10 protein-coding genes and 1 pseudogene are annotated in these 12,213 nt (G+C 61.7%); 7 read left to right on the forward strand and 4 right to left on the reverse strand.

The genetic code is table 11. The annotated features are described in order from the left end of the window. Window positions 1-89: 89 nt before the first annotated feature. A complete protein-coding gene (locus tag BMZ57_RS18805; RefSeq protein ID WP_069672992.1) occupies window positions 90-620 on the reverse strand; it encodes a GNAT family N-acetyltransferase in 531 nt (176 codons plus the stop codon). Window positions 621-773: 153 nt separating this feature from the next. On the opposite strand from BMZ57_RS18805, the gene proP reads away from it, so the two are divergent. Continuing rightward, window positions 774-2,276: a glycine betaine/L-proline transporter ProP gene (gene proP / locus BMZ57_RS18810; RefSeq protein ID WP_010210130.1), complete on the forward strand. Its 1,503-nt coding sequence runs from the start codon at window positions 774-776 to the stop codon at window positions 2,274-2,276. A gap of 51 nt (window positions 2,277-2,327) precedes the next feature. Beyond that, on the forward strand, window positions 2,328-2,831 hold the full coding sequence (locus BMZ57_RS18815) for a GAF domain-containing protein (RefSeq protein WP_010210129.1): 504 nt from the start codon (window positions 2,328-2,330) through the stop codon (window positions 2,829-2,831). Window positions 2,832-2,880: 49 nt separating this feature from the next. Here BMZ57_RS18815 and BMZ57_RS29270 read toward each other — a convergent pair. Then, window positions 2,881-2,982, reverse strand: a pseudogene (locus tag BMZ57_RS29270) (AraC family transcriptional regulator N-terminal domain-containing protein); the annotation flags it as partial. A 94-nt stretch (window positions 2,983-3,076) separates the two neighbouring features. Here BMZ57_RS29270 and BMZ57_RS18820 point away from each other — a divergent pair. Next, window positions 3,077-5,659 carry a bifunctional diguanylate cyclase/phosphodiesterase gene (locus BMZ57_RS18820; RefSeq protein WP_069672991.1) on the forward strand — a complete coding sequence of 861 codons (2,583 nt, stop codon included), beginning with the start codon at window positions 3,077-3,079 and terminating at the stop codon, window positions 5,657-5,659. Here BMZ57_RS18820 and BMZ57_RS18825 read toward each other — a convergent pair. Then, on the reverse strand, window positions 5,652-6,473 hold the full coding sequence (locus BMZ57_RS18825) for an AraC family transcriptional regulator (protein ID WP_021492999.1): 822 nt from the start codon (window positions 6,471-6,473) through the stop codon (window positions 5,652-5,654). The genes BMZ57_RS18820 and BMZ57_RS18825 overlap by 8 nt on opposite strands. A 98-nt stretch (window positions 6,474-6,571) precedes the next feature. Here BMZ57_RS18825 and BMZ57_RS18830 point away from each other — a divergent pair, with 98 nt between their 5' ends. After that, entirely contained in the window at window positions 6,572-7,783 is a 1,212-nt protein-coding gene (locus BMZ57_RS18830) for an MFS transporter (protein WP_010210123.1), read from the forward strand. 109 nt (window positions 7,784-7,892) lie between these two features. Further along, entirely contained in the window at window positions 7,893-9,059 is a 1,167-nt protein-coding gene (locus tag BMZ57_RS18835; protein WP_029529132.1) for a GGDEF domain-containing protein, read from the forward strand. A gap of 84 nt (window positions 9,060-9,143) precedes the next feature. On the opposite strand, the gene BMZ57_RS18840 is transcribed toward BMZ57_RS18835, so the two are convergent. Next, on the reverse strand, window positions 9,144-9,449 hold the full coding sequence (locus tag BMZ57_RS18840; RefSeq protein WP_010210119.1) for a DUF2834 domain-containing protein: 306 nt from the start codon (window positions 9,447-9,449) through the stop codon (window positions 9,144-9,146). An 83-nt stretch (window positions 9,450-9,532) separates the two neighbouring features. Here BMZ57_RS18840 and BMZ57_RS18845 point away from each other — a divergent pair, with 83 nt between their 5' ends. After that, window positions 9,533-10,321 carry a helix-turn-helix domain-containing protein gene (locus BMZ57_RS18845; RefSeq protein WP_069672990.1) on the forward strand — a complete coding sequence of 263 codons (789 nt, stop codon included), beginning with the start codon at window positions 9,533-9,535 and terminating at the stop codon, window positions 10,319-10,321. Between the two features lie 53 nt (window positions 10,322-10,374). Further along, entirely contained in the window at window positions 10,375-12,084 is a 1,710-nt protein-coding gene (locus BMZ57_RS18850; protein ID WP_106119160.1) for an amidase, read from the forward strand. Window positions 12,085-12,213 lie beyond the last annotated feature (129 nt).

Consider the following 12,213-nt stretch of genomic DNA (forward strand, 5'->3'; position numbering starts at 1 on the left):
TACAACTGTGGATTTTATATCGGGACGCCTGAACGCTGTCAATCTGAAAGATTGCCGCTTAACCCCGTATTGCGTGGGTATTTGAAATATCAGGAAAAATCAGTTGTAGGATGACAAATCCGAAAAACCAGGCTTGGTGCCTTCCCCGGCACATCATCGAGCACGCCGAAAGGCTGCATGCCGATCTTTTCCAGTACGCGGATTGATGCCCCATGGTCCGGTCGCACCAGGCCGAACACCTCGCCCAGGCCGAGCGTCTGGAATGCCAGCGCCAAGGCATCACGGCCCAACTCGGTGGCGTAGCCCTGCCCCCAGGCTTGCGCCGCAAAACGGTACCCCAGGTTGATACGCCGTTCGGCCAGGTAGTCGAGCGGCGCGATTCCACCAAAGCCTATGATGTGATGCGGCGTTTCAGTGCGTGCAATCGCCCACCAGCCGTAGCCCTGGGTGGCCCATTGTTCAAGCCATTTATCCAGCAAGCGTTGCGCCCCCTCAAGACTGGCGATGGGGCCAGAGGGGTTGAACACATTGGTCTGCGGATCGCCGTAGATCGCGAACAATCGCTGCACGTCGCACGCTTGGGGTGGGCGGTAGATCAGGCGTGACGCGACGGCCGACATACGGATTACTCCCCTGTGAATCTGTAAAGTTCAAGCTTTCTGCAAAAAAACGCAAATAGAGCTGAATTATTTCATGTCCGCTTGTATCTGAACTGACAGAGCGGTGCCATCGCAACGATGGCACCTCCCCTGTTCTGCTTTAGAGTGCTCCGCATGAAATTACGTAAGAAAAGCGTCAAGCCCATCGGATTGAAAGACATCACCATCGTCGACGACACCAAGGTGCGCAAGGCAATCACCGCCGCAGCCTTGGGTAACGCCATGGAATGGTTCGACTTTGGCGTCTACGGTTTTGTCGCCTATGTGCTGGGCAAGGTGTTCTTCCCGGACGCCTCACCCAGCGTACAAATGATCGCCGCACTCGGCACCTTCTCCGTGCCGTTCCTGATCCGCCCACTGGGTGGCCTGTTCTTCGGCGCACTGGGCGATAAGTACGGGCGGCAGAAGGTCCTTGCCGCGACCATCGTGATCATGTCCCTGAGCACCTTCGCCATCGGCCTGATCCCCTCCTACGCCTCTATTGGTATCTGGGCGCCGATTTTGCTGTTGCTGTGCAAAATGGCCCAGGGTTTCTCGGTAGGGGGTGAATACACCGGCGCGTCAATCTTCGTCGCCGAGTATGCCCCGGACCGCAAGCGCGGCTTTCTCGGCAGTTGGCTCGACTTCGGCTCCATCGCCGGTTTCGTGCTGGGCGCGGGCGTGGTGGTGCTGATTTCCAGCATCCTGGGCGAAGCCGACTTCGAGTCGTGGGGCTGGCGCCTGCCGTTCTTCCTTGCCCTGCCCCTGGGCATCATCGGCCTGTACCTGCGTCATGCACTGGAGGAAACCCCAGCCTTCCAGCAACACATGGACAAAATGGAGCAAGGCGACCGCGAAGGCCTGACACACGGCCCCAAAGTCTCGTTCAAGGAAGTCGCGACCAAGCACTGGCGTAGCCTGTTGACCTGCATCGGGATTGTTGCGGCGACCAACGTGACCTACTACATGTTGCTCACCTACATGCCGAGCTACCTGTCGCACAACCTGCACTACAAAGAAAACAGCGGCGTGCTGATCATCATCGCGATCATGGTCGGCATGCTGTTCGTGCAGCCTTTCATTGGTTTTATCAGCGACAAGATCGGCCGCAAGCCCTTCATCATTGCCGGCAGTATCGGCCTGTTGTTCCTGTCCATCCCTGCGTTCATGCTGATCACCAGCGGCAAGATCGGCCTGATCTTCGCCGGTTTGCTGATTCTCGCCGTGATCCTCAACTTCTTCATCGGCGTGATGGCTTCGACGTTGCCGGCAATGTTCCCCACCCACCTGCGCTATAGTGCGCTGGCCAGTGCGTTCAACGTGTCGGTACTGATCGCCGGCCTCACCCCGACCGCCGTGGCCTGGCTGGTGGAAAGCACCAACGACCTGTACATGCCCGCCTACTACCTGATGGTGTTTGCCGTGGTCGGCCTGATCACCGGCCTGACCATGAAGGAAACCGCCAACAAGCCGCTGCGTGGCGCCGCACCGGCGGCTTCGGACATGGAAGAAGCCAAGGAATTGCTGCAGGAACATCACGACAACATCGAGCAGAAGATCGAAGACATCGATGCCGAGATTGCCGAGTTGGAAGCCAAGCGCAAGAACCTTGTAGAGCAGCATCCGCGCATCAATTAAAACCTGAACATACAGGGTGGCCCTGGCCACCCTGCCATTGGAGTGTCACCCATGGTTCCAAGCGTCACCGCTTCGCAGTCCTTACTCAGCGCAAACGAACGCGCCGCTATCGCCGAAATAGAAGCCACCACCAGCATCCTGCAATTGGTCACCCGCCTGACCGGGATGCGCTTCGCCGGCATCGCCAAATTCACCGACCTGGAATGGGTGGTGTGTTCAGTCCATGACACCATCGACTTGGGCATCCATGTCGACGACGTGCTCGCCCTGGAAACCACCCTGTGCAGCGAGTTCTGCATCAACCCGCAAACCTTGTTCATCCCGCAGATCAGCCAGAACGGCCGCTACGCCGCCCGCCCGGTGGTCAAGCAATTCGCCATCGAGAGTTACGCCGGCGCCCCGATCTTTCTGCCCGATGGCCGCCTTTTTGGCGCGCTGTGTGCGCTCGATTCCAGGGCGATGCTGTTTGAAGACCCCAACCTGCCAGAAACCCTGAGCCTGTTTGCGCGACTGATCGGCTGCATATTCTTTGCTAATTTGACGTCCGATCATTGACCGGCCGTACTCACGGCTGAACTGCGAAGGGCGTTCATAGCCCACCTTGAACGCCACGCTGGATCAATGGTGCTAGCACGGGGCTGGCTTCAGGCTCATCGAGCAGCGCCGCCAGGCGCGCGAACGACGCCAGCATGCCATCGGTCGCCGTGGCTGGCAGCACGCGCCAGCGGTCTCAATATTTTCCCGGCGCAGCCGATAGCACGTGATACCCCCTGACTTGCAGCGACGCCCTGCGGGAAACAATGCCGAACTCTCTCGCTCCTATCGTCCGCTCACTGTCCGATCGCACCAGCCTGTCGCTGGCGCGCACCTCACTCTTCAGGTTCATGGCCTTGCTGGCCGTGGTCTTTGCAGTCGCCGCTTACTCGCTGATTTTCCTTGCCCAAGAACTGGACCGCTCCGAGCAGGTTGAAAGCGCGTTCTACACCCGTAGAGCCGTGCAGTCTCTGGAAAAATCCCTGCGGGTGACCGTCAAGGACTACGCCTTCTGGAGTGATGCCTACCGGCACTTGCACGTGAAAGTGGACGACGATTGGGCCTTTGTCCGGGGCAACATCGGCGCGTCGCTGTTCGACGACTTCGGCTTTCAAGGCCTGTTCGTGGTCGACGACGCCAACCGCACGGTGTATGCCGTCGTTGACGGCCAATTGCAGACAGTCGAACTCACCCAGTGGCTCGGCGGGCCCATCACTGGAATTATCGAGCAGGCTCGCGCCGGTGCAGACAGCGAGACATCCGCCACGACCTTTATCAACGTGCGCGGCAGCCCTGCTTTGGTGGCCGCCGCCGCCATCACCCCCGGCACCGACCCCACGGTGTTGCCCGACGGCCGACCGGCGTCGGTGCTGATCTTTGTCGACATCCTCGACAGCGCAAAACTGACAGCGATCGGCGATGAATTCGGCGTGGACAAACTGCACATCGCTACCCCCGATGAAATCGGCAAGACCTTGCTCTTGCCCCTCGGCGACAACGGTGCGGCCGGCAGCCTGCACTGGGAGCCGGCTCGCCCCGGTTTGCGCCTGATGGGTGTAGGCCTGCCCTTGTTGGGCCTGGCTGCGTTGCTGGTGTGCTTGATGTCTTGGGTCATTTCGCGCCGCACGACGGCGGCCGCGCTCGCCCTGGACGCCAGCCATTCCTCGCTGCAGAACAGCCAGAATGCCCTGGCCACCAGCGAAGCACGTTTTCGCGATGTGGTGGAAGCCAGTTCCGATTGGGTCTGGGAAATCGACGGCGACTGGCGCTTTACCTACCTGTCGGAACGCTTCGAAGGTGTGACCGGGCTGGTGCGCGATGCCTGGATCGGCGCCACGATAAACGATTTGCTGGAAACCGAAACCGGCCTGCTGTCCCAGTGGCTCAGCGCACCTGGGCGTCGCCCGGATATCAGCGTGCAGTGTCGTTACGTCGATGCACTGGGGCTGGAACGCAGCACCCGGCTGTCCGCACGGCAGATGCCGTGTGGCGGGTTTCGCGGCACCGCCACCGATGTGACGGAAGAAGTCGAAGCCCGTCGACGCATCGAGTTCTTGTCCCAGCATGACGCCCTCACCGGGCTGCCCAATCGCACGCGGCTGCAAGCGTTCCTGGAAGGCAAGTTCAAGGCCATGCCCACCTCGGAGCAGCCCCTGGTCATGCTCAGCCTGGACCTCGATCGATTCAAGCCGGTCAATGACCTGCTTGGACACGCTGCCGGTGATCGGGTGCTCAACGAAGTGTCTTCTCGACTGGCCGACTGCGTACGCCATGGCGATCTGGTCGCCCGTATTGGCGGTGATGAGTTTGTATTGATCCTGACGGATGCAGGTACGCAAGACGAAGTCGAAATCCTGTGCAAGCGCCTGATCGAATCCATAGAGCGCACGATCAGAATCGACGAGCAAGAGGTGTTCGTCAGCGCCAGCATCGGGATCGCCATCGCCCCCAACGATGCCCGCGAGGCCGCGGAACTGCTGCGCTACGCTGACATTGCCCTGTACGAAGCCAAAGCGGCAGGCCGTAATACCTGGCGGTTCTACTCCGGCGACATGAACGCGCGGATCATCGAACGTCGACGCCTGGAGAGCGATCTGCGCTACGGCATCAAGCACGGCGAGCTGCGCTTGTATTTCCAGCCGCGCTATCGCATCGCCGACGGGCAAATGGTAGGCGCCGAAGCCTTGGTGCGCTGGCAACATCCTGTGCGTGGGCTGATTGCACCTGACACCTTCATCCCGATTGCCGAAGAATCGGGGCTGATCCTGGCGTTGAGCGACTGGGTACTCGAAACCGCCTGCGCGTGCGCTGCCCAATGGCCGGAACATCTGTTTGTGTCGGTGAACCTGTCACCCACCGAGTTCAAGCGGGGCAACCTGGTGGAGCGCACACGCCAGGCACTGGCGGTCTCCGGTATCGACCCGGCGCGGGTGGAACTTGAAATCACCGAAAGCGTCATGCTTGAAGATGCCAGCGGCGCACTGGAGGTCATGCACACGCTCAAGCGCTTGGGCCTACGCATCGCCATGGATGATTTCGGCACCGGCTACTCATCCCTGAGCTACCTGCGGGCGTTCCCATTCGATGGTTTGAAGATCGACCGCAGCTTCCTGACCCGCCTGGAAGAAAGCGACGATGACAAGGCAATCATCCACGCGATTGTCGGTCTGGGCCGAGCCCTGGCCCTGACGGTGACAGCCGAAGGCATCGAAACCGCCGAGCACTTGGCAATGCTCAAGAGCGTGGCCTGTGAAGAGGGCCAAGGCTATTTCCTCAGCCGACCGCTGGACTTCGACGGGTTCAACGGCCTGCTGGGCCCGCACGCCAACGTCACGCAGGGTGCTACCTGAAGAAATGACTCGGCGTCTTGCCGAACTGCTTCTTGAACATGCTGGTAAAGGCGCTCGGGCTTTCATAGCCCAGCTCCAGGGCGATATCGATCACCTTCTCCCCCACCGCAATGCGCTCCAACGCCAGCAGCAAGCGCGCCTGCTGGCGCCACTGGCCGAAGGTCATGCCGGTTTCCTTGCGGAACAGGCGCTGGATGGTTTTCTGGTCCAGGCTTAGGCGCTCACTCCAATGCGCCACAGTTGAAGCGTCACCCGGTTCATCTTGCAACGCGAGGCAGATGCGCTGCAGGCGCGGGTCGGCGGGCTGGGGCAAAGACAATGGCAATGCGGGCAGGATGGCGAGTTCGTCAAGGATCAGGTGCATGATCCGCGCGTCCCGCGAGTCCTCGGCGTACGGCGGTTTCAGGCTCACCGACGCCTTGATCAGCTCGCTCAGCAACGGCGAGATGCTCACGGTCTTCGGCTCGCCGGGCATGTTCGGGAAGCGATCCGGGCGCACAAACACGCTGCGCATTTTCAGGGTGCCCACGCAACGCAGGGAATGCACCTGCCCGGCGGGCATCCAGATCCCGCGATTGGGCGGCACCGTCCATTGGTTGAGCGCCGAGTACACCACCATCACGCCTTCGATGGCATAGAGCAGTTGGTGCTTCTCGTGGCTATGCTCGGGGATCACCCAGTTTTCCGGGTAATCCGTGGCGGAACTGATGACCGCCCAGGCGCCTTCATTGATTTCCTGGAGGAATTCGTTCAGTGGTTTAATCATTTCGCCCTTTTTGCGATAGTTGTCGCCCGAATTACGCGAGACAGGCATTCCTGACGAATCTAGCATGAACGCCGAATCATTTTGTAATGGATGGCCGCCTTAAGAAGTGGCCGCCTCTGATTAGCTGCCTTGTATGGAATGCCTGCATGTCGACCCTCACTGCGTCACCCGCCGCTGCAACCACGACACCCCAAGCCAGCCCCTTGGTCATGCGTATCCTCGGCGCCTGCGCCCTGGCGCATTTGATCAATGACCTGATCCAGGCCGTGCTGCCGTCGATCTACCCGATGCTCAAGGCCAACTACGGCCTGTCGTTTACCCAAGTGGGCCTGATCACCCTGACCTTCCAACTGACCGCCTCGCTGCTGCAGCCATGGATCGGCTACCACACCGACCGCCACCCAAAACCATGGCTGCTGCCGGCGGGTATGGTGTGCACCCTGATCGGCATTTTGATGCTGGCGTTTGTCGGCAGCTTCCCGGCGATTCTGCTCGCTGCCGGCTTGGTCGGCGTTGGCTCGTCGACCTTCCACCCGGAAACCTCCCGCGTCGCGCGCCTGGCCTCCGGCGGGCGCTACGGCTTGGCGCAGTCGACGTTCCAGGTCGGCGGCAACACCGGCAGCGCCTTGGGCCCGTTGCTGGCGGCGGCGATCATCATTCCCTACGGCCAGGGCCATATCGCCTGGTTCGGGCTGTTTGCGGTGTTCGCCATCCTTGTGCTGTACGGCCTGAGTCGCTGGTACCGCCACCACCTCAACCTGTTCAAGCTCAAGCAAGGCGGCAAAGCCACCCACGGCCTGTCCAAAGGCCGCGTGACCTTTGCCCTGGTGGTGCTCGCCGTGCTGGTGTTCTCCAAATACTGGTACATGACCAGCCTGACCAGCTACTTCACGTTCTACCTGATCGAGAAATTCCAGCTGTCGGTTTCCAGCTCCCAGATGTACCTGTTTCTGTTCCTCGGCGCCGTGGCCGTCGGCACCTTTGCGGGCGGCCCGATCGGCGACAAGATCGGCCGCAAGAAAGTCATCTGGTTCTCCATCCTCGGCGCCGCGCCGTTCACCCTGGCCCTGCCCTACGTCGACCTGTTCTGGACGGCGGTGCTGAGTGTGGTGATCGGCTTTATCATCGCGTCGGCCTTCTCGGCCATCGTGGTGTATGCCCAGGAACTGGTGCCCGGCAACGTGGGCATGATCGCCGGGGTCTTCTTCGGCCTGATGTTCGGCTTCAGCGGGATCGGTGCGGCGTTGCTCGGTTTGCTCGCCGATACCCACGGTATCGAGTACGTGTACAAACTGTGCTCGTTCCTGCCGTTGGTGGGCATCCTCACGGTCTTGTTGCCCACGACCAAAGGCGCCTGACCTGCCGATCATCGCCTGGCTGTGTGCCATCACGATGAACGCTCTGAAAAACCTGCGTGTGCGCTTACAATCCCGGTTCTAAACGCACACCAGGCAGACCCGGCAAGAAATGACGCTCGACCCTCCTACGATTTTGGCACTCACCGTTGCCCTGGCAGCCGCTGCCGCCCTGTACCTGGCCGTTGAATGGCGCAGCGTGCGCGAACCTTCGCTGCTGTGCTGGAGCACCGGTTTCGCCACCATCTGCATCGGTTCAACCCTCGCCCTGCTGCGCATCAATGGCTACCTGATGATCGGCATCTGGTTTGCCAACGGCTTGCTGGTGACTGCGCACTTCCTGTTTTTGCTCGGCGTGGCGCGGTTCACCCAAACGCGCCTGTCGCGACTGTGGCTGCTGATGCTGGTGGTCTGGCTGGGCATGCTGATGTTGCCGGCCGACCCTTTATGGTCCAAAGCGATGCTGGCTGTGCAGTCACTGTTAGTGGCATTGCCGACGCTGCGCGCCAGTTTCCTGCTACGGCCCCACGGCAAATCCTTGAGCATCGGCGCGGTGCAGTTGCGGTATGTGCTGCTGATTCATGGTGGGTTTTATGTGGCCAAGGCGCTGTCGGTGCTGATCCCCGGCACCTTGATCGACCTGGCCGCCTTCAAAGGCGAGATCATTCAGATTTCCCTGGTGGAAGGCGCCATGGCGATCATGCTGATTGCACTGTCGATGACCGGCTCTGAACGCTACCGCCGCGAACAACAGATCGCCCGCCTCGCCGCCCGCGACCCGCTGACCGCCCTCTACAACCGCCGCGCCCTCGACCTGCGCGCACCGCGCCTGCTTGCCCAAGTGTCGCCGGCGCAACCGGGAGCGCTGTTGCTGATCGACATCGACAACTTCAAATCGGTCAACGACCTCCACGGCCATACCGCCGGCGACCGCCTGCTGATCGCCTTGAGCGAAATGATCCGCGGCGTGGTGCCCCAGGGCGCGCTGGCGGCACGCCTGGGTGGGGATGAATTCGTGATCCTGCTCAACCCGGCGTCCACCGAACAGATCGTCGAACTGGGCAGCAGCCTGCGCGACCAGTTTCACCAACTCGCCTCGCAGACCTTCAACACCCCGGCGCCAGTGACCCTGAGCATCGGCGCCAACCTGTTCGATCAACCGCCGCCGAGCCTGGCGGCGTTGATTGAGCAAGGGGATACCGCGCTGTATGAAACCAAGCGCGGTGGGCGCGACAATATTCGTCTGGTGGACCGGACCGGCGCCAGCTCCTACGGCTAGAGCTCGTCAACGAGCGTGCTCATGAAGAACGCAAGCACGCTCACCGCCCCCGTCAGCACACACAGCGCATCGAGGTGCAAACGCTCATTCATCCCGGCCTCCGTTCACCACCAGATAAAGCAACGGCCCCACCGACACAAACACCGCCGTGAGCAAAAAATAGGGCAGCACTGACGCCACCGACCGACCGCGCCGCTGCGTATCCCGGTACATCCATACACATGCCAGCACCGCCATCAGGTACAGGTCGATCACCACTTGCGCGGTGTCCGGCCGTGACAGCAGCTCCCGTCCAAAGGCCAGCAGCGACTGATCAGCCGTGAGCATCGTCGCCAGGGTGTACAGTGAAAACCCGAGCAAACCAGCCAGGGCAACATAAGGTCTTTTCATGGTCGCGTCCTTGAAGTGATAAAGGCCCACGTTAGTGATAGGGTTCGACCCCTCGCAATGACCTCGGAGGTCATGATTCCGCCATGGACAACCCTGTTACTGCCGGCGAACAACTGCGCCAATTGCGCCGGCACGCCACGTTGAGCCAACTCGACCTGGCCCTGATCACCGGCATTTCCCAGCGCCACCTCAGTTGCATCGAAACCGGACGCGCCAAGCCGAGTCCCGGAACGTTACACAACCTGTTGACCGCGCTGGAGGCACCGCTGGAGCAGTGCAACCGCATATTCCTCGCCGCCGGATACGCCCCACGCTATACCGCCACCCCACTCGCCTCGCCCGCCATGGCGGCGATTCGTGAAGCGGTCAGCCATGTACTGCACGCCAACAATCCTGCCCCGGCCATTCTGTTGGGCAGCCAGTGGCAAGTGCTGGCGGCGAATGCCAGTACCGGCGTGTTATTTGAGTTGGTGGGTATTCGTCAGGATGCGGCCGAGGGCGTGAACTTGCTGACGACGCTGCTGCAACCTGGCGGCCTGGGCGATCATCTGATCAATGCCGACGAGATCCGCATCCTGGCCTGGCAACGCGCCACCCGAGAAGCGCTGGGCAACCCCGAACTGGCGGCGCTGCTGGCGGGGTTGCCGACACCCGCCAACACCGACCTGCCTGCGCACCTGCCACCGCTGGTGCTGACCCGTGTGCGCTCAAGCCAGGGCGAACTGAATTTTCTGTCCACGTTCACTACGTTTGGCATGCCCCAAGACATCACCCTCACCTCCCTGCGTATCGAACACCTGATTCCCGCTGACGAGGCCACCTGGCAGGTGATGCGCGGCGCCTATGCGGATTATGCGACGCTGGTTTTGTGAAATATCTGTACGTAGACTGCCGCCATACCCCCATTTGAAGGCGGCGAAAAAACGTGATGCAAGTTACCGAAGTCTCCATTGCCCAATTGCGCGCTGCGCTTGAATCCGGCCAGACCACGGCCGTAGAACTGGTAAAAGCCTACCTGGCACGGATCGATGCCTATGACGGTCCGCAGACCGCCACCGCCTTGAACGCCGTGGTGGTGCGCAACCCCGAAGCGCTGAAGGAAGCCGAGGCGTCCGATGCACGCCGGGCCAAAGGCGAAACCCTGGGGCCATTGGATGGCATTCCTTACACCGCCAAAGACAGCTACCTGGTCAAGGGCCTGACTGCGGCATCCGGCAGCCCGGCGTTTGCCAAGCTGGTCGCCCAGCGTGATGCGTTCACCATCGAGCGCCTGCGCGCCGGCGGTGCTATCTGCCTGGGCAAGACCAATATGCCGCCGATGGCCAATGGCGGGATGCAACGTGGCGTGTATGGCCGCGCAGAAAGCCCGTATAACGCCGACTACCTGACCGCGCCGTTTGCCTCCGGCTCGTCCAACGGCGCTGGCACCGCGACGGCGGCGAGCTTTGCGGCCTTTGGCCTGGCAGAAGAAACCTGGTCAAGCGGGCGCGGCCCGGCGTCCAACAATGGCCTGTGCGCCTACACCCCGTCCCGCGGGGTGATTTCGGTGCGCGGCAACTGGCCGCTCACGCCGACCATGGACGTGGTGGTGCCTTACGCCCGCACCATGGCCGACCTGCTGGAAGTGCTCGACGTGGTGGTCGCCGAAGACCCGGACACCCGTGGCGACCTGTGGCGCCTGCAGCCGTGGGTGCCGATCCCGAGCGTCACCTCGGTACGCCCTGCTTCCTACGCTGAATTGGCGTCGACTGCCGAGTCCCTCGCCGGCAAACGCTTTGGCGTGCCGCGCATGTACATCAACGCCGACCCCGACGCCGGCACCAGCGAAAAACCTGGGATCGGTGGCCCGACCGGGCAGAAAATCAACACCCGCGCCAGCGTGATCGACCTGTGGCAAGACGCACGCCAGGCGCTGACAGCCGCCGGCGCAGAAGTGATCGATGTGGATTTCCCGCTGGTGTCCAACTGCGAAGGCGACCGCCCTGGCGCACCCACCGTGTTCACCCGGGGGCTGGTGTCCAAGGAATTCCTCCACGATGAACTGTGGGAACTGTCGGCCTGGGCCTTCGATGACTTCCTGCGCGCCAACAACGACCCGGCGCTCAACCGCTTGGCCGATGTGGACGGGCCGAAGATCTTCCCCCACGACCCCGGCACCCTGCCCAACCGTGAGGACGACTTGGCCGCCGGCATGGACGAATACGTGCGCATGGCCGAACGCGGCATCACCCCGTGGAACGAGATCAGCACAGTCCCCGATGGCCTGCGCGGGTTGGAACAGACCCGGCGGATCGACCTGGAAGACTGGATGGATAAGCTCGGTCTCGACGCAGTGCTGTTCCCGACCGTCGCCGACGTCGGCCCGGCGGACGCCGACGTGAACGAAGCCTCTGCCGACATCGCCTGGAGCAACGGCGTCTGGGTGGCCAACGGCAACCTCGCCATCCGCCACCTGGGCGTGCCAACCGTTACCGTGCCGATGGGCGTGATGGCGGATATCGGCATGCCGATAGGGCTGACATTCGCCGGGCGCGCCTATGATGATTCGGCGCTGCTGCGGTTTGCCTCGGCGTATGAAGCGACGGGCAGCAAACGCCAGATTCCACCGCGCACACCGCCGTTGGCGCCGATGTAACTGACTCAACGCAATCAAAATGTGGGAGCGGGCTTGCTCGCGAATGCGGTCTTTCAGTGACGGATATACCGACTGACCCACCGCTTTCGCAGGCAAGCCAGCTCCCACATTTTTCACCGCATTTCAAAT

The organism is Pseudomonas simiae, from assembly GCF_900111895.1.
In the GTDB taxonomy this organism is placed as follows: Bacteria; Pseudomonadota; Gammaproteobacteria; order Pseudomonadales; family Pseudomonadaceae; genus Aquipseudomonas; species Aquipseudomonas simiae.

Coding starts and splice junctions, on each gene's coding strand:
- BMZ57_RS18830 (WP_010210123.1), top strand. CDS start 6,572: ATGTCGACCCTCACTGCGTCACCCGCCGCTGCAACCACGACACCCCAA.
- BMZ57_RS18835 (WP_029529132.1), top strand. CDS start 7,893: ATGACGCTCGACCCTCCTACGATTTTGGCACTCACCGTTGCCCTGGCA.
- BMZ57_RS18805 (WP_069672992.1), bottom strand. CDS start 620: ATGTCGGCCGTCGCGTCACGCCTGATCTACCGCCCACCCCAAGCGTGC.
- BMZ57_RS18840 (WP_010210119.1), bottom strand. CDS start 9,449: ATGAAAAGACCTTATGTTGCCCTGGCTGGTTTGCTCGGGTTTTCACTG.
- BMZ57_RS18820 (WP_069672991.1), top strand. CDS start 3,077: ATGCCGAACTCTCTCGCTCCTATCGTCCGCTCACTGTCCGATCGCACC.
- BMZ57_RS18825 (WP_021492999.1), bottom strand. CDS start 6,473: ATGCCTGTCTCGCGTAATTCGGGCGACAACTATCGCAAAAAGGGCGAA.
- BMZ57_RS18815 (WP_010210129.1), top strand. CDS start 2,328: ATGGTTCCAAGCGTCACCGCTTCGCAGTCCTTACTCAGCGCAAACGAA.
- BMZ57_RS18845 (WP_069672990.1), top strand. CDS start 9,533: ATGGACAACCCTGTTACTGCCGGCGAACAACTGCGCCAATTGCGCCGG.
- proP (WP_010210130.1), top strand. CDS start 774: ATGAAATTACGTAAGAAAAGCGTCAAGCCCATCGGATTGAAAGACATC.